The following is a 21,396-nucleotide window of genomic DNA, read 5'->3' as shown; positions in this document are numbered from 1 at the left end:
TGCGCCTACGCGCTTAGCTCATTGCTAACAGCTGATTAGCGCGCTGTTCGTTTTCATCCACACTGTGGATGACTTTCATCTGCATTTCGAAACTGCGGGCATTGGCAATCATGTCGGTCATCGCTTCAACCGCCTTCACGTTACTGCCCTCCAGCACACCCGGCATGATTTTAATCAACGGGTCGTTGGCCAACTGAGCACCACGGGTCTGTTGCGCCGCAGGTGTCAAATGGAACAAACCGTCATCGCCATGCATCACTTCACCCGCCGTGGCTCTGACCCGTTTAATTTGGCCGAGCTGGGCGATGGTATTGGGTGAGTCACCGGCATTCAGTGCCGAGATGGTGCCATCAGCTGCGATGGTCACCGCCGCCTGAGGAGGCACTTCGATCGGGCCGTTGTCACCCATTAATGGATAACCCTGCACGGTCATTTGCCCGTTAGCCCCAACCTGAATGTTACCGTTGCGGGTATAGGCCTCAGTGCCATCGGGCAGTTGCACCGCCAGATAACCATCTTGCTGCAAAGCAACATCCAACGGACGACCACTGTAATTCATCGTCCCCTGGCTGATATCTACTCCCGGGGTCGACGCCGTGACCAAGGTACGCGTGGCCATACTCGGCCCGTCGATAGGTACGGCGCGCATGGCCGCCAACTGCGCACGAAAACCCGGCGTAGAGGCGTTAGCCAAGTTATTCGCGGTTACCGCTTGCAGCTCTAATGACTGCCGCGCGGCCCCCATCGCGGTATATATTGCGTGATCCATGAGCTTATCCCGTCAGTTCGATTAACGCAGGTTAACCAGAGTTTGTAAGATCTGATCCTGAGTTTTGATGGTCTGGGCGTTAGACTGATAATTACGCTGCGCCACGATCATGTTCACCAGTTCTTTACTCAAATCCACGTTAGAAGATTCCAATGCGCCACTGGTCAAGGTACCGAAACCACCACCACCCGCAGTACCGAGAATGGGGTTACCGGAAGATTTGGTTTCTTTCCAGACGTTATCGCCCTCTGGAGATAAACCTTCAGGGTTGGAGAAGTTGACCAGCACGATTTGACCGAGCAATTGGGTCTGTTGGTTCGAATAAGTCCCGACAACGGAGCCGTCGTTATTGATCTGGAAGCCAGTAAATTCACCCGCAGCATAGCCGGTCTGATTCTGAGTAACGATACCGTCAGTGCCAGTATTCTGTTGCTTGCTGCCAGCCACATTCAGTGCGAAAGTTTGTGCCGGAGCACCATTAACTACGCCCATCGGAATCGTCATATTGAAGTTAGTGGCACTGGCAGCACCACCGCCATTCGCTACAGTTTTCAATGCACCGTTGGTATCAAATACCATGGTGCCACGCAGGGAAGCCGCAGCGGGGTCAGTCGGGTCAAAGGGCTTGGTAGCATCAGCGAGTGTCGCGCTGCTATCCTTGGTGTACACCGCCCAAGTGTTACCATTGGCAGCATCTTCCGCTGTTTTCACATAGTACACATTGATAACGTGACGGTTACCCAAACTGTCGTAGGTCGTCATGTTATTCACAAAGCTGTACGTATCAGGTTTTTCTGGATCAAAAGTCGCGGAAATAACATCGTGAGTTGAGGTCAGGTTAGCCACCATGTTGCCAGACTCTGTGGCTTTGGCGGCAATCATATCCTGAGGAATAGACAGAGGAACCGGGTTAGCACCTTGTTGTACTGTTGGTGGTGTACCAGTTGCCGGATAGCCGGTCAGGCTCAGTCCCTGCATGTTGACGATGTTACGGTTTTCATCAAGTTTGAACTGGCCGTTACGAGCAAAATACACGCCGCCACTGCTATCTTGCATCCGGAAGAAACCACTCTGGCTGATTGCCAAATCCAGACGGCGGTTGGTGGTGGTTGGTGTGCCGTCGTTAAAGTCTTGAGTAATCCCGGCAACTTTAACGCCCATCCCGGTTTGAGAACCCGCGAACATATCGGCAAAAGAAACTGAACCGGCTTTAAAACCTGAGGTCGCCGAGTTGGCGATATTGTTACCGATCACATCCAGATTACTGGATGCTGCGTTCAAACCGCTGACTGCTTGAGAAAAGCCCATTTTCTTCTCCGTTAGATTCGAGGCCCGTTAAAGACCTTGAGCATTGATGACATTTCAAATGTCACTTTTAAAAATAAGGATGAGTCAGGTTGCATCATTGCCTCACCGTCATGTTGGTTTACTGCTGTTTATATCGATAACCGGCTTACAAAATCTGACGGACTTTATCCATCGTGATGGTTCCCGCCAGACCAAGGTCCAATTTGGAGCCATCACTGCCACGAGTCACACCGTTGACAATGGCGTAGCTCAACGGTGTAGCAACCAGCGACTCACCACCATTGCTGGCGGTAAGAGTCACGGTGTAAGCCCCGTCTGGCGCATTGCCGCCAGCATCCAGTGAGCCATCCCAAGTAAAGGCGTGAACCCCCGCAGACAGGCTACCTATCTCAATAGTGCGCACCGCCAGACCATTGCTATCACTGATAGTGGCGGTCACTTTGTCGGCTGAACGTTCCAGCTCAACACCAAATGGCGTCGTGGTTACCGTGCCATCTTTACTGCCCGCTAATATGGAGGTTCCCGGAATCATCACACCGTGACCAATCAAGCTACTGGCTTGCAAAGACTGGCTGCTGTCGATTTGTCCAGATATAGCCCCCAGAGTGGTATTCAACTTTTCAATGCCACTCACCGTGTTGATTTGCGCTAATTGCGTGGTCAACTCGTTGTTTTGCATTGGGTTGGTGGGATCCTGGTTTTTTAACTGCGCCACAAGCAAGGTCAGGAAACTGTTTTGCAGATCCTGACTGGTACTGCCACTACCGGTAGTAGAGCTGGTACCTGCGGTGGTGCTGACACCGTAATCGCTATCTGTCAGGGAGTTGGTAATGGCCATTTATGCAGGCTCCTATTATTGACCCAATGTCAGCGTCTTAAGCATGAGAGATTTAGTGGTATTCAGTACTTCGACGTTAGCTTGATAGCTGCGCGAAGCCGAGATGGTGTTGACCATTTCACCGGTCACATCTACGTTTGGCATACGAACATAACCCTTGGCATCGGCCAGTGGATTACCCGGTTGAAACACCAAGCGATCTGGCGCGGGGTCGTCGACAACCTGAGCAACACGCACACCGCCGGTTTCTTGCCCCGGCTGAGCCGCAACCTGAAATACCACTTGCTTGGCACGGTAAGGCTGACCATCTGGGCCGGTAACACTGTCGGCGTTAGCCATGTTGCTGGCACTGACGTTCATACGCTGTGACTGAGCTGATAATGCAGAACCGGCAATATCGAAAATATTCAGTAAAGACATCCGTCTTATCCTTGTTGTAACACTGACATCATCCCTTTGATCTGGCCGCCAAGGACGGTCAAATCGGTCTGATATTTCAGGCTATTATCGGCAAAATTGGTACGTTCACGGTCCATATCCACGGTGTTGCCATCTAGAGATGGCTGATCAGGTACGCGGAATAACAGATCAAGGTCAGGCGGTTGAACTGTGCTTGCCGGGATATGACGGGCTGACGTTAAACTGAGCGACACCCCGGTACCATTGACACGTCCTTGCTCCATCACCTTTTTCAGTTGGCTGGAGAAATCAATATCACGTGCCTGAAAGCCAGGTGTATCCGCATTTGCAATATTGGACGACAGGATCTCCTGTCGTTGAGCGCGCAAGTTAAGCGCCTCTTGTTGAAAACGCAGAGCTCCGTCCAGTTTGTCGAGCATAGTCCCCCCGCAAGGTTAGAATTTGGAGTCGACAGCATAAACGTCGTAGAGGAAAGCCTATCGTCAGAATAAGAGCAAAATGCGTCGCTATTTATCCCCTTAACCTTGTTGAGGTACAGGTACACTAGTGGGCGAAAACAGGTGGTAGGCAATAAAAGCGTGGCCTGGCTTGAGTGGATGGGGAGGCGAAGAGGAAAATTGATGGCAATAAAAAAAAGTGACGCCATAACATTAGCGTTGGGGCTGCTACTGGCAAGTCAGGCGGTTGCACATCAAGCGATGGCGGCAGATTTATCTGCCCAGGTAAATCAATTCTTCCAACAACAGTATCCCGCCAAAGAGAGCCAGGTGAAGGTGGTCATCAAAACACCGCAAAACCAATGGCCACAATGTGAAATGCCTGAAATCACACTGCCAACCAATGCGCGTCCTTGGGGAAATATCAGCCTGTCGGTACGTTGTGATGGTCAGCGCCGTTTTATTCAGACGCAAGTGCAGGTCAGTGGACACTATGCTGTCGCGGCTCGCCGACTGCCCAGTGGCGCGAAAATTACCCCGGAAGATATTGAGATGAAGCAAGGCCGGCTCGATACCCTGCCCCCCGGCGCATTACTGGAACCTCATTTTGCTCAGGGTGCGGTAAGCTTGCGGCAAATCAATGCTGGCCAACCTTTGACACGGAATATGCTGCGCCGTCTGTGGGTCATAAAAGCCGGGCAAGACGTGCAGGTATTAGCGCAAGGTGAAGGATTTAATGTTAATAGCAATGGCAAAGCCATGAATAACGGTGCTGTTCAAGATAATGTCCGGGTGCGCATGGCATCGGGTCAAATCGTCAGTGGTACCGTGGCGGAAGATGGTACAATTCGCATTATGTTATAGTGATTAAAGTTTTTTTAACCTTTGCCGATAACTCTAATATGCAGTTATTTGCGGGGTAAATAGTAACAATCCCGCCATTCTTTTGCTGAAAGATAGCGGGTCGATAAACGCCCATCCCGCTATAAAGGGAGCAACACTATATGAGTATTGATCGCACTCAACCGCTATTACCAGTAGCACCAGTTCAGCCACGGGAAACCAGTGATATTGCGCAACAGACGCGTAAACCTTCTGCCCAAACAAAAACGCAAGTGAGCGGTACCGAGGTTAAATTGAGTGATGCGCAGGCAAAACTGATGCAACCGGGCAGTCAGGATATCAATGTAGAACGTGTAGAAACATTAAAGCAGGCTATTCGCTCAGGCCAACTGACCATGGACACCGGTAAAATTGCCGATGCTCTGCTCAAAAATGTCGCGGATGACCTGAAAAATAGCTAAACAGAATAACAATAGTTAACCGTAAAAGGATACTTGGTGGTGGAAAGATTACAGACCAATCTAGACCAACAACTTGAACTTCTCGAGTCCCTGAAGGCTGTTGTAGCGCAAGAGCAGCAATTGCTGTGCTCCGGCCGGATTCAAGGTATCGTGTTGCAAGGTGTAACTGAACAAAAAAGTTCAATACTGGCTACCTTGGCTTATCTGGATCAAACACGTCTCACCACTGAGAAAACCGTCAATATTCAAGCTCCTTATCACCAAGTGGCTGAGCTCGCCGTGCGCTGGCAACGGATGTTGGAATTGGCTGAAAGCCTTCAATATAGCAACCTGCATAATGGGCTACTGCTGCAACAGCATATTGAATATAATACTCAAGCATTAGCTGTATTGAATACCCGCCACGGCCAATCACTGTATGGGCCAGATGGTCAATCTAAAGGTGCCAGTCTACTGGGCCGTAAGATTGGTATTTAGCACTATCCTCCAGCGCCCCTTGCATCCAATTTAGTGTTCCACAAGTATATAATGCCCGATTACAGGGTTTATATTTGTGGAATTCCCCTGTTTTATCTTTCATAAATACTGTCAACCCTGCCTGCGGTTATTAGTTTTCTTACTGCCAACACAAAAAAGGACTTTTTCTCCATTTTCGCGATGCGTTAATGTGGCGCAACCAAGCCACTCTTTGCTTGGTTTCAAGGAGGAAAGATGAAAATACAGCGCATGTTATTTAGTTTGGTTTTTTGCAGTGCAATGGCGATGTCAATACACTCGGTGGCGCAGGCAAAAGAGCTCAACAGTCACCCGCCACTGTCTATATGCTATGCCTGCATTTACCCGATATGGGCGTAGGTTGACGGTGGATGTAGCTTAACGATAATTGACTAGCACTTGGTTGCTGATCACTTGTAGCGGCGGGTTGACACGACCTTTGCCCGCAATGAAATAAACAAAAGTGAGTTGGGTCGCGGCGGGTTCCCCTGCTAGCCCGCGACTCTGCCCACTGCCACCTTCAAGTGGCATACAACGGGTGGGGGTACATAACTTCACCTGCAACCCATCAGGTGCTGCCGACATCAATTGGTAGCGCCAACCCACCGATACAATCCGCGTATTCTCCTGAGCCAGTGCCACAGGTGAACGCAGCGGTTTTGCTGATGTCGCCACGCCCCGCAGGCTTTGCGTCACACCAATATCATCTGCTACCCAAGAGCCAGAAGCTGCCGCATGCAATGGCAACAAACAGACCGAGAATAATCCACCGATAACAACTTGAGGAAGACGAATCAGCATCAGGCTGCTCCTATTGTTGATGTCATGCGAATTTGGCGATTATCACCAATTTCCAGATTAGACAGCACCACCATCTGCGGCAAGCTGCGACGCAGGAAGCGCGCTAATAATGCTCGCAATGCATGATTAACCAGCAACACTGGCGGTGCTCCCAGCATCTCTTGACGTTGCAACGCTTGTTTGGCTTGCTCTAACAGGCGGTCAGCCAACCCCGGTTCCAAACCGCCACCGCCTTGCAGAGCCTGTAATAACAAGCGCTCCAATGCAGCATCCAAGCCAATAACCTGAATTTCACCGGTGCCAGGGAACCATTGCTGTGCAATTGAGCGCCCCAATGCCACACGCACCACTGCGGTTAACTCGTAAGGGTCCGTTTGATTGGGTGCATGTTCGGCAAGTGTTTCAATAATGGTGCGCATATCGCGGATGGATACCCGCTCCAGTAACAGGTTTTGCAACACTTTGTGCAGCGTGGTTAAAGTCACCACGCCAGGAATGAAATCTTCGGTTAGCTTCGGCATCTCTTGCGAGACACGATCCAGTAGCTGCTGGGTTTCCTGACGACCAAATAACTCACTCGCAAATTGGCTAATCAGATGGTTAAGGTGCGTCGCCACCACGGTACTCGCCTCCACCACGGTAAAGCCCTGAATCTGCGCCTGTTCACGTAAAGCACTTTCAATCCATACCGCCGCCAAACCAAAGGCCGGATCATGGGTAGCCTCACCCGGTAATGTCCCAACGGCATTACCCGGATTGATGGCTAACCAGCGGCCAGGATGAGCTTCACCGCTGCCAATTTCGACTCCTTTCATGAGTATTCGATAGCTTGCTGGCGGCAGTTCCAGATTATCCCTGATATGCACCACTGGCGGCAGATAGCCCATCTCTTGGGCAAACTTTTTACGGATACTGCGAATTCGCCCCAGCAGCTCACCATTTTGCTGAAAATCCACCATTGGAATCAGGCGATAGCCCACTTCCATCCCCAGCGGATCTTCCAATTGAACATCTGACCATGTCGCTTCTGTGGCTTGTTGTTGATCCTGTATAACGGGGGATTCGGCCTCTGCCGGCTGCTGTGTCTGTTTACCTCGCAAGCGCCAGGCTAATGCCAGCAGTGCCACAGTGAACAGCAGGAAGACAAAGTTCGGCATCCCTGGGACCATCCCCAGCAAGCCCAGCACACTGGCACTCAATACCATCACCCGCGGATTATTGAACAACTGGGTGACCATTTGCTGACCAACATCCTGATCGGTACTGACGCGGGTCACAATAACACCTGCGGCTGTGGAGATAACCAATGCCGGAATTTGTGCCACCAAGCCGTCACCAATGGTGAGCAAGGTATAAGTTTCTGCCGCATGACCGACGGCCATGTCGTGCTGAAGCACCCCAACCAATAAGCCGCCGACCACGTTAATCACCATGATCAATAACCCGGCAACCGCATCACCACGAACAAACTTACTGGCCCCGTCCATTGAGCCGTAGAAGTCGGCTTCTTGGGTAACATCTGAACGGCGCTTCTTCGCCTCATCTTCACCAATTAATCCGGCATTTAAGTCAGCATCAATCGCCATTTGCTTGCCGGGCATTCCATCCAGCACAAAGCGTGCGCCCACTTCGGCAATACGCCCGGCCCCTTTGGTGATAACCATAAAGTTGATAATCACCAAGATGATAAAGACCACAATACCAATGGCAAAATTACCGCCCACCAGGAAGTGACCAAAGGCTTCAACAACACGGCCTGCCGCCGCTGCCCCCGTATGACCATCCATAAGGATGATACGGGTTGAGGCGACGTTTAGAGACAAGCGCAGCAACGTTGAAAACAGCAAAATAGTGGGGAATGCCGCAAAATCCAGAGTGCGCTGGGTAAACATCGCCACCAGCAGCACCATAATGGACAGTGCAATATTGAAGGTAAACAGCAAATCAAGGATGAACGGTGGGAGCGGCAACACCATCATCGACAAGATCATCAAAATCAGGATTGGCCCAGCAAGAATTTGCCACTGCGTATCTTTGAAGTTGCCCGGTAAACGTAGCAGGGCGGCCAAATTAGCCATTAGTCAGTCTCACTCTCTGTTGCAAAATCCAGTCCTTCCGGTACCGGCAGATGTTCAGGTTTTTTCGGAATTAGCCCACCTTCCCGCTTCCAACGTTTCAGTTGATAAACCCAGGCAAGGACTTCGGCCACCGCGGCATACAGGGTGGCTGGAATATGTTGGCCCACTTCACTATGCCGGAATAATGCCCTGGCCAGCGGCGGTGCTTCTAATAGAGGAATGCGGTGTTCAGCCCCCAGTTCACGGATACGCAGCGCAACAGCCCCCGCACCTTTCGCCAAGACTTTCGGCGCGCTCATTTTTGCTTCGTTGTACTGCAAGGCGACAGCATAGTGAGTCGGGTTAGTGACTATCACATCGGCTTTAGGGACATCCGCCATCATTCGCCGGCGAGCCATCGCTCGCTGCTGCTGACGTATGCGCCCTTTCACATGCGGGTCACCTTCTTGATCTTTGAATTCATCACGTATTTCCTGCTTAGTCATACGTAATTTCTTGATATGGCTGGTTATCTGGAAGAATACGTCAAAGCCAACCATGGGTGTCAAACCTAACACCACCACCAATCCACAGAAGATAATCAAATGAAGCGCATCACCTAAAGCCGCGACCGGAGGAGCGGCCATCAGCCGCATCATATCTGGCCAGTTATGCCACAGGAATATGCCGGTAACCCAGCCGACCAAGGTCGCCTTCAAAATCGCCTTCAGTAGTTCAGCCAGGGCTTGAGAAGAAAACATCCGTTTTAAGCCCGAGATTGGGCTCATTCGCTTTAGATCAAACTTAATAGATTCGCCGCTAAACAACACACCGCCCAATAACATCGGCACTGCCAGCGCTACTATCACTAACCCGGCGAAAATCGGCAGCAGCGCCATCAGGGTTTGCCTCAACAACATGCCAATCTGCCGCAGCATTTGCTTGTCATCACTCACAATACCGTGGTCAAAATGCAGACCTTGGGCAATCATGGCGGCAAGTTGTCGCGCCATTGACTCCCCCGAAACCCACAAGATCGCCAAACCGGCCCCGAGCATAAGCATCGAGGTCAGTTCGCGCGAGCGCGGAATCTGGCCTTTTTCGCGAGCCTTCTCCAGCTTGTGGGCTGTGGGTTCCTCGCTTTTTTCCAGATCGCTATCTTCAGCCACAGCAGGTATTCCTGTTCAGCGTAAGCGTTCCCGTATCAGAGAAATGAATGAAAAATAAAATTGCTGCTTAGCATGACAAACATTCAGGCAGCCTATGGATGGAACAAAGCTGCAATTAGGGGGTTATTTCTCGGATCAGCATCGCAGCAGCCCTCTTTGGTTCACGTAGCACACCACCATCACAATAGCCGAAAGAGCCGTTGGCATAATGATTGGCTTATTCATGCTTAATAATGAATTGTTCATAAACAGTGTATTTTGATGTGATATAAAAAAGGAATTAAATCCTGTTATTTTATTACCCACAGAAACTCAATTAAAACAATAAACACACAAAGTTAAATGATAAAAAAAACATATCAGAAGGATATTGAGATGAAGAAATTTAACGTAACTTATGATATTAAAAATCATAAAAGAAAAATGTTATCCATAATAAAATCAAATGACATACTTATTGTTAGAATGCATCCAGGAAAAGATTTCGTAAAAATGATGAATAATGTGATAAAAGACAACATAGAGTATCAGGTTGTTTTCACCATTACCGCAGCACAGGTCTACGTTATCAGCGTTCAGTCTGACAATAATAAAATCAATGAATTAAAAGAAAATATCACCACCAACACTGACGTTAGATTTGTTGGGTATGGTTATAAAATAGAGCGAAATAAAGAACCCATTATTTATACCGAGAATTTATTTATTAAATTCAACGAAAAATTAACAGAAAGTGAATGCGAAAAAATCCTCAACCAATATAACCTTATTATTAAAGTAAAATTGACATTCATTGCTAATGGTTACTTTGTTGCCACTCAGCCCAATACCGGAGATCACGTTTTTGTCATTGCCGATGAAATATTACAGCACAAAGATATTGACCATTGTCATCCTGAGTTAATTCATCATAAAGAACCCAAAATCATCCATCCCAATCAATGGCATCTAAAGAAAACCGTCGTGCGAGTAGAAATTGATGTAGATGCCAGTGCCAATGTGGAAAATGCGCATAAAATCACCCAAGGAGAGGGCATCGTGATTGCGGTTATCGATGATGGGTTTGATTTAAACCACCCTGAATTTATGCGCGAGAAGAAAATCATCCATCCCGTCAATTTTTCTGGTGTCAACACCAACCGCGACCCCAGCCCCGAACCGGGTGATACTCATGGAACACCTTGTGCGGGAGTCGCCTGCGCTGATGGCCGTTACGGGGCATCCGGTGTCGCACCGGCGGCACAACTGATGCCGATACGTTTAGCGGAAGGTTTAGGATCACTAGGAGAAGCTTTAGCCTTTGCCTGGGCGGCAGATATGGGCGCTGATGTTATCTCTTGCAGTTGGGGACCGGTCGAGGGTATTTGGTTCGACCCAGACGACCCTGAACACGAAGTTGTCGCCGAACTTCCGGCATTGACCCGTTCAGCAATTGATTATGCTGTGAAAAATGGCCGCAATGGCAAAGGTTGTGCCATCTTTTTTGCCGCCGGTAATGGTAATGAATCGATAGATAATGACGGTTATGCCAATTATAAGCATGTTATTGCTGTAGCCGCCTGCAATGATCGCAGCACCCGCTCCACTTACAGCGATTATGGTAAGTCACTATGGTGTGCCTTCCCAAGCGGGGATTTTTTCAACCCGATGGAACATCACCCTATGCCATTAACCCCTGGTATTTGGACTACTGATTTACGGCATGAATATAACAATAGCCAAGGGGCAACAAATACCGGTGATATTTTTGGTAACTATACCAATAGCTTTAACGGGACTTCCAGTGCCTGCCCCGGTGCCGCAGGTGTGGCGGCTCTCATCCTCTCGGTCAATCCGTCACTAAGCTATCTGGAGGTCAAAGATATTATTCGGCATACCTGTGATCAAATAGACAAAAAGAATGGTTTATATGATAAAGATGGGCACAGCGAATGGTATGGATATGGACGAGTCAATGCCAAAAATGCCGTACAACTCGCCATGAAGTGGCGTGAAAATATACATGAATTGCAACAAGAGCAGTAAAAGCCGTGGATTAGATTACTGATATTCGGTAAACACCGGTGGTCAGGATGAAATAACGCGGCCAATACATTGAGGAAGAGTGGCAGATGAGAACTAATCTACTATAAAGAGTAGCCTCATCTGCACCGTATAATTCACTATCCGCTACAGGGTTCAGTACTTGTTTAGAAGCCCAAGCTATCAAGCAGGTCATCGACCTGATCCTGATTGGCAATAACGCCAGTGCCATTTTTATCCAATTGCGGTCCATTGAGCAAGCTGTCAGTCGGTTTCTGCGGTTTTGATGGCATATCCGGAATGTTCTCCATCAACACCATTAATAGCTGCTTCTCAATCTCTTGCACCACATCCATCATGCGCTTGATAACCTGACCCGTTAGGTCCTGGAAATCCTGCGCCATCATGATTTCCAACAATTGTGCATTGGTAAATGAGGTATGTTGTGGCACCACATCCAGATAGTCGCGGGTATCAGTGACCAGCGAACGGGCATCTGAAAGCTCGATTGGATTCGCAAACCAATCATCCCAGCGAACTTTGAGTGCTTTAGCCGAAGACTCCAGCTCATTCTGGCGCGGCTGTGCCGCTTCAACGCAGTTTAATGCTCTTTCTGCCGCCTGGGCCGTCATGTGGACCACATAGTCCAGACGATCGCGAGCATCAGGAATCGCTTCTGCTGCCTGGGCAATAGCTTGATCAAGACCCAACTCACGTAAGCTATCGCGCAGCATCCGCGTTAACTGGCCAATACGACTAATTATATCACTGGCTGACGCCGCATCTGTTGCCGGCATTTGATGGTTACTCATCTCGCCTCCTTACATACCCAACTTTTCAAAAATCTTATTGAGCTTCTCTTCCAAGGTAGCGGCAGTGAAAGGTTTCACTACATAACCACTGGCACCGGCTTGCGCTGCTGCGATGATATTCTCTTTTTTAGCTTCCGCAGTTACCATCAGAACTGGCAAAGTGCCAAGAGCACCGTCAGCACGGATAGTTTTCAACAGATCCAGGCCATCCATATTCGGCATGTTCCAGTCAGAAACCACAAAATCAAAACCACCCGTACGTAATTTATTCAATGCGTCTACACCATCTTCGGCTTCTTCCACATTGTTAAAACCCAGCTCTTTTAGCAGGTTTCTGACAATACGACGCATGGTCGAAAAATCGTCTACCACCAAAAATCTGAGATTCTTATCCGCCATACTAACTCCTAAGGTTTATTGCTCACCGCTGAGCGATTAAATACCAATGTCCTGTTTATTATAGAAAAAAACCATCCAGCAATATCATCCAAAGTCATTGGCGTTGCCGGTAGCCTGCCAACAAACAAATCCCGCTGAACTGACTCAAATCAGTGATTCGGGTGAGTTAGCCCCCTGCCACGTCAAGGACGTAGGGAGATTAGATGCGCAAGGCTTGCCCGCTACTGATCTGCGCCAACATCCGTTGACTTATCTGATTCAGCTCCAGGATTTCATTAACCCCCCCCATGCCGATAGCTTCACGCGGCATACCAAACACCACACAGCTGGCTTCGTTTTGTGCGATGGTATAAGCACCCGCACGATGCATCTCCAATAAACCGGCAGCACCGTCATTGCCCATCCCGGTCAGAATCACACCGACGGCATTACGCCCGGCATACTGCGCGACAGAACGGAAAAGGACATCGACCGAGGGACGATGACGATTAACGGCAGGCCCGTCATGAATACGCACCTGATAGTTTGCGCCACTGCGTGCCAGTTCCATGTGCCGATCACCGGGCGCAATGTAGGCGTGTCCGGGCAATACCCGCTCACCGTCTTCTGCTTCTTTCACTGTAATCTGACACAATTTATTGAGCCGCTCGGCAAATGAACGGGTAAAACCCGGTGGCATATGCTGCGTAATCAAGAGTGCCGGACTGGTCGGCGGCAAAGGTTGCAAGACAGTTCGGATGGCTTCAGTCCCCCCTGTTGATGCACCGATGGCGATTAACTTCTCACTACTGAGCAACGGTGTATGGCTGAGCATCACCGGCGCATGTTCCGGGCCACGTTGCGGCAAACGTGCTTTCGCCGCAGTACGGATCTTCTCCGCAATCAGCTCACTGTATGCCAGCATGCCCTCTCTGATACCCAGTTGAGGTTTGGTGACAAAATCGATAGCCCCCAACTCCAGCGCCCGCATGGTTATCTCGGAATTCTTACCGGTTAATGATGAAACCATCACCACCGGCATTGGTCGTAGCCGCATTAATTTCTCAAGGAAATCCAAACCATCCATCCGCGGCATTTCAACATCGAGAGTCAACACCTGCGGATTGAATTTTTTGATCAAATCACGGGCAACCAATGGATCGGGTGCTGCTGCAACCATTTCCATATCCGGGTGACTGTTAATAATTTCCGTCATTAACTGGCGCATCAATGCAGAATCATCAACGCACAATACTCTGATTTTACTCATCACCTCTCCTTGGTCAGTCCATAAACGGTCTGCCCGCGCAAATAGAATTCCCGACTAATTTGACTGAAATTCTCCGAATGGCCTGCAAACATCAAGCCTCCGGGTTTTAGCAAAGGGACAAAGCGACGCAGAATGCGCTCCTGCGTTTCTTTATCAAAATAAATCATCACGTTACGGCAAAAAATAGCGTCAAACTGCCCTGGCAGTGCCCACTCAGGTGCCAACAGATTGAGTTGCTGGAACTGAATCATGTTGGCAAGCTCCGGTCGCACCCGCACCATACCTTGATGAGGCCCAGTGCCACGCAAGAAATAGCGCTGCATCTGTTGTGCTGACAACGAGCGCAATTCATCTTGTCGGTATACGCCACTGGTGGCTTTCTCCAACACTTGCGTATCAATATCACTGGCCAATACATGGCAGGAACCCGAACGATTTCCCAACGCATCACATAGGGTCATGGCGATGGAATAAGGCTCTTCACCTGTCGATGCCGCCGTACTCCATACCGAGTAATTCCCCGCTCGTTGACGAGCATGCTCAGCCAGAATCGGAAAATGGTGCGCTTCACGGAAAAACGCCGTCAAGTTAGTGGTCAATGCATTAACAAACGCCTGCCACTCTGCACTGTTTGGGTCGGTTTCCAGCAATGCAAGGTATTGACCAAAATCATTAATCCCGAGCAACCTTAACCGCCTGACCAAGCGGTTATAGACCATTTCCCGTTTGTGTTCGGCCAAGACAATCCCGGCTCGTTGATAAATAAGTTGGCAAATGCGCCGGAAATGCACATCCGACAGCGGGAGCCGCTGAATCATCTGGGTCAAAATCGATCCAGACTCTTGAGGTGATGGCTGAGTGGATTCTTTCATTAATGATGACTTCATCGATGACGGTTTCATCCGGCCTCACCCCGCAACACAGTTTTCGTTACGCCGTTTGACAATCTGGGTTTTCCTTTGCGACCGTTGCTTTTACAACCGATTGCTTACCACTGCCGTCTGCCGCCTGCCCCTCCTCGTTGTCGCTACCTTGCTCCAAACGAAAAACAGACACTGCATTAGAGAGCATACTTGCCTGCTCTTCCAATGCGTTAGCCGCAGCCGCAGCCTCTTCCACTAATGCGGCGTTTTGCTGAGTGACCTGATCCATTTGGGTTACTGCGAGTGAAACCTGCTCAATACCCCGGCTTTGCTCATCCGAAGCGGAAGCGATTTCACCCATAATGTCGGTAACCCGAGTCACTGAGCGAACGATCTCTTCCATGGTAGTACCCGCATTTTCGACCAGTGTGGACCCCTGGCGAACACGGCTGACCGATTCTTCGATCAACCCTTTAATTTCTTTTGCTGCCTGTGCACTGCGTTGAGCTAGGTTACGCACTTCACCCGCGACTACCGCAAAACCACGTCCTTGCTCACCCGCGCGGGCAGCCTCAACCGCCGCATTCAGTGCCAAAATATTGGTTTGGAATGCAATGCCATCAATAACACTAGTAATAGCGCCGATTTTCTGCGAACTGGTGGCGATATCGTGCATTGTTGTCACCACACTCCCTGCCAATGCCCCTCCTTTGGCCGCCGTTCCCGACGCATCTTGCGCCAGCAATGTGGCTTGACGGGCGTTATCCGCATTCTGTTTTACGGTCGCCGTTAACTGCTCCATGCTCGCCGCAGTTTGTTCCAATGATGCTGCTTGCTGCTCGGTCCGTGCTGATAAATCATTGTTACCGGCAGAGATTTCCTGAATGCCCGTTAACATGGCTTCAGTGCCATCGCGAACATGACTAACTGTCGTTATTAACGACCGCTGCATGGTGCGTAAGCTGGCAAACATCTGGCTGATTTCATTGCGACCAGAGACATAAATTTGACCGGATAAATCCCCCTGCGCGATGCGATCAAAATGAGCTCGCATAATCTTCAGTGGGGTAACAAACATCGTGCGCAGCCAGACAAGTGAAGAAATGGCCATCGCAATTACCATCAGAATGGCACCGCCAAATATCCACATAGAGAGATGGTAAGCTTGCTGATTCTGTGTGCCTGCTTCAGCAATCACCTCATTGGCATACTGCAAATACTGCACAAAATCAGCTTCAAACAAATCTTGTGTTTTCTGGGTTGGTTGGTCCATAAAGCCTTGTAAATTACCGGCTTCCAGAAAATCGATTAACTCTCGTAATGAGGTCCGCAGGTTCTGATAACTGTTTTTGGTGGCATCCAACAATTCACCACCGGTATCACTCTCATCAAGGCGAGGAACCGCCAGGAACTGATTAAAATAGAGATCAGCTTTCTGTAATGAGCTACGTGCATTCCCCATTAACGCATTGACTTGCTCCTGAGGTACTTTGAGAGCCGAGCGAGTCCCCGCTCGGTTTAAGGTATTACGCGCCTGAAGCAAGGATACCCAACTGAGGCTTAATGCATCCCGTTGCTGACTACTGAGATCCACACGGTTTAAATTTTGATAGTCTGAACGAAAAGCCGTAAATGACAGACCACTCGAAATTAACTGTATTGCGCAAATCAACATGAGTAACAGGAAAAAGCTGGTAGAAATCCGGATTCGGCCAAACATCGTAACCTCTTCTCAGCCGGCTCATTGGCCGGCTTTAATTATCCCCGTCATACTTCAAGCTGCATGTACGTTAGCTGCCTTCGTTTACCCCCGTCACTTACTGAAAGTAAGCTCTTGGGGATTCTCTTAGCTGCCAACTTCCTGCAACTCAAATTATTTAGGGTATTGTTTTATGTAGGGTCTAGAAAGTTTCCCAATTCTCTTGCAGGTCACTTCCCAGTGTTTTTTTAGCCGCTCCACTTTGATCCTGTGTCGGCTGCTTTGGTTTTCTCACATCTCTTGTAGTACTACCGTTATCCATACGCAGGATAAATACGGACATGGATTGGGTTAACATACTGGCTTGCTCTTCCAGTGCTGCGGCGGCAGAAGCAGACTCTTCCACCAAAGAGGCGTTTTGCTGTGTGACACGGTCCATTTCGGTCACCGCTTGACCAACTTGATCAATACCACGGCTTTGCTCATCAGAGGCGGACGCAATTTCGCCCATGATGTCAGTGACGCGGGTCACGGCATTAACGATATCGCCCATGGTTTCGCCGGCGCTTTCAACCAGAACCGAGCCCATGTCGACACGGCTGACCGAATCTTCGATCAAACCTTTAATTTCTTTTGCTGCTTGTGCACTACGCTGTGCCAGATTACGGACTTCACCAGCAACCACCGCAAAACCTCGGCCTTGCTCACCGGCACGCGCGGCTTCAACCGCTGCATTTAAAGCCAGAATGTTGGTTTGGAAAGCGATACCGTCAATGACACTGGTAATATCAGCAATCTTTTGTGAGCTACCGGCAATCTCGTGCATGGTTTGCACCACATTAGCCACCACTTTTCCGCCTTTTTGCGCGGTTTCTGATGCACTCAATGCCAGTTGGCTGGCCTGACGGGCATTTTCCGCATTCTGTTTCACTGTGGCGGTGAGTTGCTCCATGCTGGCGGCAGTTTCTTCCAATGATGCGGCTTGCTGTTCAGTACGGGCGGACAAGTCGTTGTTACCGGCAGCAATTTCTGATGCACCGCTATAAATAGCATCTGCCCCTAAGCGCACATCACTGACAGTGGTCACCAATTCAGATTGCATATGTTTCAGGCTGGCAGCCAAGGTGCCCATTTCGTTGCGGCTATGCACTTCAATAGTCTGGGTTAAATCACCATTGGCAATATATTTGATATGTTCTATCAAGTGCTTCAGTGGATTAATCAAGATGTGCTGCATACCCAGCCACACAACGATAACCACCGCTAATACCACAATCAGTACAGTAACAATCACTCCCATGGCAAAACTGAAGGATTGATTGCTATCTTCCACTGCGGAGGCGTACAGACGATCGTTTTGTGTTAGATAAGTGTTATAGTCATGCTCAAAGGCATTTTGGAAACTCGAGGTCGGTTGATCGAAGAATTCATTGATTTTGCCCGCTTCCATTAACTGGATAAGTTCGGTCAAGGCACCAAAGTATTGGTCATAGGTCTGTTTTAATTTTTTAGCTGACTCTGGGTCTTGTCGACTATCCAGCGGGATCTGCTCATAGCTTTTAAAACGCTCCTCAGCCACGCCCAATGTCCCTTTGGCTGAAGCCAATAGATCATTCACCGTCGGGCCACTCCCCGTGTGATTCACATCCATCATGTAACGGATACCAGCACGGTTGAGTGTATTACGTGTTTGCAGCAGATTGACCCAGCTTTCATTTAAAACTGACTGTTGTTGACGGATAACTTGTAAAACCGCAAAGTTTTCTTTGTCATTTTTCAGTGAGTTAAAGAAAAGCCCACCGGAAACCAGTTGTAAGGCACCAAATAGTACTAACACCAGCAGCAGGCTGGTGACCACTTTCATACGCTTGAACATGTTATCCCTTCATAAATACGTCAAAACACAGGTACGCCAAAACATAAGACGTCTAATTAAGTGTGTTATCGGCACTAAAGGGGGGAACTTTACCGGGATGAGACATTATTTTAACGGGGTGTAGCTGGGTGTTAATGCTTTGTGGTGGTCATTCGGGGCGATAGTTATCTGCATTCACCCCAATGACCGAGAATTAAGAACTTAGCCTTTAACCACTGAATCAATCAGTGACATCTCTTCACTGCTCAGTAGCTTTTCAATATCGACTAAAATCAGCATCCTTTCCCCAAGTGAACCTAAACCAGTTAGGTATTCGGTTGCCAAAGTCACAGCAAACTCAGGGGCCGGGCGGATTTGTTCGGTGGTCAATGACAGCACATCAGAGACTCCGTCGACCACAATACCGACCACACGCTGATCAAAATTCAGCACGATAACCACGGTATTTTCGTTATAACTGACACCCTGTTGAGCAAATTTAACCCGTAGGTCAATAATAGGAACAATAACACCGCGTAAGTTAGTAACCCCTTTAATGAAAGTTGGGGTGTTAGCGATGCGAGTCACCTGGTCATAGCCACGGATCTCTTGTACTTTCAAAATATCAATGCCGTACTCTTCAGCGCCCAGCGTAAAAATCAGGAACTCTTGTCCTACCGTTTCGCCAGCCAGCTTCGTGACGGTTGCTAGTCCTGCCATGTTTTTACCCTTCAATCAATAGGTTGAATTTATGTTTGTTTTTAGGGCTGGGAACAAACCTCACGGCCCTATACCTGTTTTATTACGGGTTTCATACAGGTTTCATACCGGTACTTCTGCTATGCAGCAGCTGTGTCATCAGCTATTACACGCTTTTCCCGATTTAAAGCCTGCAATGCCGACACATCAACGATTAACGCCACGCTACCATCACCCAAAATAGTGGCCGCTGAAATACCTGGCACCTTGCGATAGTTACTTTCCAGGTTTTTCACCACCACCTGATGTTGGCCAATCAATTGGTCTACCAGGAGTGCATAACGACGACCGGCACTTTGCAAAATCACAACGATACCTTGAGTGGCCTCTGTTTTCGCATTCTCAACATCAAAGACTCGGAACAATTCAACCAATGGCAAATATTCACCACGCACTTGCAACACGCGTTCGCCACCAGCAAGTGGATGTAAATCTTCAGCTAATGGTTGCAGTGATTCCATTACGGCATTCAATGGTAAAATAAAGACTTCATCACTGACCTTAACGGACATGCCGTCAAGGATAGCCAGCGTCAATGGTAGCAAGATACGAATGGACGTCCCTTTACCCGCCTGGAAACTGACTTGCACGTGGCCACCCATCTCCTGAATGTTCCGCTTAACCACGTCCATTCCAACACCACGGCCGGAAACATCTGTAACCTGCTCGGCAGTCGAGAAGCCGGGGGCAAAAATCAGCATCCCGACGTCTTCATCACTCATATGCTCATTAACAGCCATCCCCTGCGATTGCGCTTTCGCCAGAATTTTCTGCCGATTAAGGCCTGCGCCGTCATCCAGTACTTCAATGCAAATATTGCCGCCCTGATGTTCTGCTGACAGTGTCAGATTCCCTACCGGTTGTTTCCCCGCGGCGATACGCGTTTGCACATCCTCAATTCCGTGGTCCAGACTGTTACGGACCAGATGGGTTAATGGGTCAATAATGCGTTCAATCAGGCTTTTATCCAGTTCAGTTGAGCTGCCAAGTAAGGTCAGTTCAACCTGCTTATTCAATTTGCTGGCCAAATCGCGGACTAATCGAGGGAAGCGGCTAAAGACATACTCCATCGGCATCATACGGATAGACATCACCGACTCTTGCAAGTCGCGCGCATTGCGCTCCAACTGCCCCATGCTATTAAGCAAATCACCATTAATTACGGGATCCAAGGTGCTAGAACGTTGTGCCAGCATCGATTGGGTAATCACCAGTTCACCCACCAGATTAATCAGTTGGTCAACTTTTTCGACCGCCACCCGGATGCTGGTAGATTCGCTCGCTTTAGCTTTCGGTTTAACATGTTCAGCACTGGTAGGGGCGGCAATCACATCGGTTTTTGCGACGCTTTTGATCTCTGCAACCGGTGTCTGCACGGTTTGAGGCACTGCTGCAACCACAGTTTCAGCCTGTGGCTCTTGCGCAAACTCATCTGGTACAAAACTAATTTGCTCTGGCTCAAGCACGAAACAAAGCACCGCGCTGATATCATCTTCACTGACCGACGTAATTAGTGTCGCTTCAAGACTATTCGCCGTTTGATGCGGATCTTTGACTTCACCCAGATTGCCCAGTTCTTCCAACATCAGCGGGATTTCTTGTTCTTTCAGACCAGAGAGACGAATACGCATGCCGCCCTGCACCAGAGCCGGAGCCTTGCCACCCGTTTTGCTTTCAGCTACCGGAGTAGCTGTACTGCTAAGCTCGGTTACCGGTGTATTGCTGGTGTTACCTTGCTGCTCTAAAGCCTCGAGTGCCAGTTGGCGCAATGCGTGACAAATATACTCAAAGCTTTCCGCATTAGGTTCTTGAGAGGTTTTATAGGCGTCCAACTGTTCCTGCATAATATCTTTCGTTTCCAAAAACAGGTTGATGATATCAGTGCTTAAGCGCATTTCGTCGCGACGGGCACCATCCAACAGGTTTTCCAACAGATGGGTTGTTTCTTGTAATACCGAAAAACCAAATGTCGCTGCACCGCCCTTGATCGAATGCGCGGCACGGAAAATGGCGTTGAGTTGTTCATTGTCTGGTGCTAGCGGATCCAGCAATAACAAATGCTGTTCCATATCTGCCAGCAATTCATCTGCTTCATCAAAGAAAGTCTGATAAAACGCGGTAATATCCATGCTCACGGTGT

General features: G+C 49.0%; 19 protein-coding genes and 1 pseudogene. 4 read left to right on the top strand and 16 right to left on the bottom strand.

Annotated elements, in window-relative coordinates:
- Positions 1-13 precede the first annotated feature (13 nt).
- From DJ58_RS00780 to flgB, 5 genes are all read right to left on the bottom strand, one after another.
- A complete protein-coding gene (locus tag DJ58_RS00780) occupies positions 14-769 on the bottom strand; it encodes a flagellar basal body rod protein FlgF (protein ID WP_004708164.1) in 756 nt (251 codons plus the stop codon).
- Between the two features lie 21 nt (positions 770-790).
- Positions 791-2,077 (bottom strand): flagellar hook protein FlgE, encoded by a 1,287-nt coding sequence (gene flgE, locus DJ58_RS00785; protein WP_004708162.1) that lies wholly within the window; start codon positions 2,075-2,077, stop codon positions 791-793.
- Positions 2,078-2,222: 145 nt separating this feature from the next.
- The gene (gene flgD / locus DJ58_RS00790) at positions 2,223-2,915 is read right to left on the bottom strand and encodes a flagellar hook assembly protein FlgD (protein ID WP_004708159.1); all 693 of its coding nucleotides are present in this window, start codon (positions 2,913-2,915) and stop codon (positions 2,223-2,225) included.
- A gap of 15 nt (positions 2,916-2,930) precedes the next feature.
- The gene (gene flgC, locus DJ58_RS00795) at positions 2,931-3,335 is read right to left on the bottom strand and encodes a flagellar basal body rod protein FlgC (RefSeq protein WP_004708157.1); all 405 of its coding nucleotides are present in this window, start codon (positions 3,333-3,335) and stop codon (positions 2,931-2,933) included.
- Positions 3,336-3,340: 5 nt separating this feature from the next.
- Positions 3,341-3,754 carry a flagellar basal body rod protein FlgB gene (gene flgB, locus DJ58_RS00800; RefSeq protein WP_004708155.1) on the bottom strand — a complete coding sequence of 138 codons (414 nt, stop codon included), beginning with the start codon at positions 3,752-3,754 and terminating at the stop codon, positions 3,341-3,343.
- A 201-nt stretch (positions 3,755-3,955) separates the two neighbouring features.
- Between flgB and flgA the strand changes: the two genes are divergently transcribed.
- From flgA to DJ58_RS00815, 3 genes are all read left to right on the top strand, one after another.
- The gene (flgA, locus tag DJ58_RS00805; RefSeq protein WP_004708153.1) at positions 3,956-4,636 is read left to right on the top strand and encodes a flagellar basal body P-ring formation chaperone FlgA; all 681 of its coding nucleotides are present in this window, start codon (positions 3,956-3,958) and stop codon (positions 4,634-4,636) included.
- Between the two features lie 140 nt (positions 4,637-4,776).
- The gene (flgM, locus tag DJ58_RS00810) at positions 4,777-5,076 is read left to right on the top strand and encodes a flagellar biosynthesis anti-sigma factor FlgM (RefSeq protein ID WP_004708151.1); all 300 of its coding nucleotides are present in this window, start codon (positions 4,777-4,779) and stop codon (positions 5,074-5,076) included.
- A 36-nt stretch (positions 5,077-5,112) separates the two neighbouring features.
- Positions 5,113-5,553, top strand: a complete 441-nt coding sequence (locus DJ58_RS00815) for a flagella synthesis protein FlgN (protein ID WP_032910777.1) — start codon at positions 5,113-5,115, stop codon at positions 5,551-5,553.
- 396 nt (positions 5,554-5,949) lie between these two features.
- Here DJ58_RS00815 and DJ58_RS00820 read toward each other — a convergent pair whose 3' ends face one another.
- The 3 genes from DJ58_RS00820 to flhB are packed head-to-tail and all read right to left on the bottom strand — an operon-like array spanning position 5,950 to position 9,598.
- Positions 5,950-6,372 (bottom strand): flagellar protein FlhE, encoded by a 423-nt coding sequence (locus DJ58_RS00820; protein WP_032910776.1) that lies wholly within the window; start codon positions 6,370-6,372, stop codon positions 5,950-5,952.
- Complete coding sequence (gene flhA, locus DJ58_RS00825) at positions 6,372-8,450, bottom strand: flagellar biosynthesis protein FlhA (RefSeq protein ID WP_004708146.1); 2,079 nt, start codon at positions 8,448-8,450, stop codon at positions 6,372-6,374. Before flhA ends, DJ58_RS00820 begins: the two co-directional genes overlap by 1 nt.
- Complete coding sequence (gene flhB, locus DJ58_RS00830; RefSeq protein ID WP_032910775.1) at positions 8,450-9,598, bottom strand: flagellar biosynthesis protein FlhB; 1,149 nt, start codon at positions 9,596-9,598, stop codon at positions 8,450-8,452. The genes flhA and flhB overlap by 1 nt, the downstream gene beginning before the upstream one ends.
- A 492-nt stretch (positions 9,599-10,090) precedes the next feature.
- On the opposite strand from flhB, the gene DJ58_RS00835 reads away from it, so the two are divergent.
- Complete coding sequence (locus tag DJ58_RS00835; RefSeq protein WP_279624973.1) at positions 10,091-11,623, top strand: S8 family peptidase; 1,533 nt, start codon at positions 10,091-10,093, stop codon at positions 11,621-11,623.
- Between the two features lie 164 nt (positions 11,624-11,787).
- Here DJ58_RS00835 and cheZ read toward each other — a convergent pair whose 3' ends face one another.
- The 8 genes and pseudogenes from cheZ to cheA all read right to left on the bottom strand — a co-directional run bounded on the left by cheZ (position 11,788) and on the right by cheA (position 21,385).
- Positions 11,788-12,432, bottom strand: coding sequence for a protein phosphatase CheZ (gene cheZ / locus DJ58_RS00840; protein ID WP_032910773.1), 645 nt, complete (start codon positions 12,430-12,432; stop codon positions 11,788-11,790).
- A gap of 9 nt (positions 12,433-12,441) precedes the next feature.
- Positions 12,442-12,831: a chemotaxis response regulator CheY gene (cheY, locus tag DJ58_RS00845; protein ID WP_005164479.1), complete on the bottom strand. Its 390-nt coding sequence runs from the start codon at positions 12,829-12,831 to the stop codon at positions 12,442-12,444.
- 199 nt (positions 12,832-13,030) lie between these two features.
- Positions 13,031-14,080, bottom strand: a complete 1,050-nt coding sequence (locus DJ58_RS00850) for a protein-glutamate methylesterase/protein-glutamine glutaminase (protein ID WP_004708134.1) — start codon at positions 14,078-14,080, stop codon at positions 13,031-13,033.
- Positions 14,080-14,952 carry a protein-glutamate O-methyltransferase CheR gene (gene cheR, locus DJ58_RS00855; protein WP_032910772.1) on the bottom strand — a complete coding sequence of 291 codons (873 nt, stop codon included), beginning with the start codon at positions 14,950-14,952 and terminating at the stop codon, positions 14,080-14,082. Before cheR ends, DJ58_RS00850 begins: the two co-directional genes overlap by 1 nt.
- A gap of 58 nt (positions 14,953-15,010) precedes the next feature.
- Positions 15,011-16,663 carry a methyl-accepting chemotaxis protein gene (locus tag DJ58_RS00860; protein ID WP_032910771.1) on the bottom strand — a complete coding sequence of 551 codons (1,653 nt, stop codon included), beginning with the start codon at positions 16,661-16,663 and terminating at the stop codon, positions 15,011-15,013.
- 303 nt (positions 16,664-16,966) lie between these two features.
- A pseudogene (locus DJ58_RS00865) lies at positions 16,967-18,518 on the bottom strand (methyl-accepting chemotaxis protein); the annotation flags it as partial.
- A 201-nt stretch (positions 18,519-18,719) separates the two neighbouring features.
- Positions 18,720-19,217 (bottom strand): chemotaxis protein CheW, encoded by a 498-nt coding sequence (cheW, locus tag DJ58_RS00870; RefSeq protein ID WP_004708128.1) that lies wholly within the window; start codon positions 19,215-19,217, stop codon positions 18,720-18,722.
- Between the two features lie 119 nt (positions 19,218-19,336).
- Positions 19,337-21,385 carry a chemotaxis protein CheA gene (gene cheA, locus DJ58_RS00875; protein WP_004708127.1) on the bottom strand — a complete coding sequence of 683 codons (2,049 nt, stop codon included), beginning with the start codon at positions 21,383-21,385 and terminating at the stop codon, positions 19,337-19,339.
- Positions 21,386-21,396 lie beyond the last annotated feature (11 nt).

Source organism: Yersinia frederiksenii ATCC 33641, assembly GCF_000754805.1.
In the GTDB taxonomy this organism is placed as follows: Bacteria; Pseudomonadota; Gammaproteobacteria; order Enterobacterales; family Enterobacteriaceae; genus Yersinia; species Yersinia frederiksenii.
This window is presented reverse-complemented; position numbering and strand designations above follow the sequence as displayed.

Bases quoted from the DNA above. Each gene is read 5' to 3' on its own strand.
- cheW (WP_004708128.1), bottom strand. From the start codon at position 19,217: ATGGCAGGACTAGCAACCGTCACGAAGCTGGCTGGCGAAACGGTAGGA.
- DJ58_RS00850 (WP_004708134.1), bottom strand. From the start codon at position 14,080: ATGAGTAAAATCAGAGTATTGTGCGTTGATGATTCTGCATTGATGCGC.
- cheR (WP_032910772.1), bottom strand. From the start codon at position 14,952: ATGAAAGAATCCACTCAGCCATCACCTCAAGAGTCTGGATCGATTTTG.
- flhA (WP_004708146.1), bottom strand. From the start codon at position 8,450: ATGGCTAATTTGGCCGCCCTGCTACGTTTACCGGGCAACTTCAAAGAT.
- DJ58_RS00820 (WP_032910776.1), bottom strand. From the start codon at position 6,372: ATGCTGATTCGTCTTCCTCAAGTTGTTATCGGTGGATTATTCTCGGTC.
- cheY (WP_005164479.1), bottom strand. From the start codon at position 12,831: ATGGCGGATAAGAATCTCAGATTTTTGGTGGTAGACGATTTTTCGACC.
- flgE (WP_004708162.1), bottom strand. From the start codon at position 2,077: ATGGGCTTTTCTCAAGCAGTCAGCGGTTTGAACGCAGCATCCAGTAAT.
- DJ58_RS00835 (WP_279624973.1), top strand. From the start codon at position 10,091: ATGATGAATAATGTGATAAAAGACAACATAGAGTATCAGGTTGTTTTC.
- flgD (WP_004708159.1), bottom strand. From the start codon at position 2,915: ATGGCCATTACCAACTCCCTGACAGATAGCGATTACGGTGTCAGCACC.
- flgM (WP_004708151.1), top strand. From the start codon at position 4,777: ATGAGTATTGATCGCACTCAACCGCTATTACCAGTAGCACCAGTTCAG.
- flgC (WP_004708157.1), bottom strand. From the start codon at position 3,335: ATGTCTTTACTGAATATTTTCGATATTGCCGGTTCTGCATTATCAGCT.
- DJ58_RS00780 (WP_004708164.1), bottom strand. From the start codon at position 769: ATGGATCACGCAATATATACCGCGATGGGGGCCGCGCGGCAGTCATTA.
- cheZ (WP_032910773.1), bottom strand. From the start codon at position 12,432: ATGAGTAACCATCAAATGCCGGCAACAGATGCGGCGTCAGCCAGTGAT.
- DJ58_RS00860 (WP_032910771.1), bottom strand. From the start codon at position 16,663: ATGTTTGGCCGAATCCGGATTTCTACCAGCTTTTTCCTGTTACTCATG.
- flgB (WP_004708155.1), bottom strand. From the start codon at position 3,754: ATGCTCGACAAACTGGACGGAGCTCTGCGTTTTCAACAAGAGGCGCTT.
- cheA (WP_004708127.1), bottom strand. From the start codon at position 21,385: ATGGATATTACCGCGTTTTATCAGACTTTCTTTGATGAAGCAGATGAA.
- flgA (WP_004708153.1), top strand. From the start codon at position 3,956: ATGGCAATAAAAAAAAGTGACGCCATAACATTAGCGTTGGGGCTGCTA.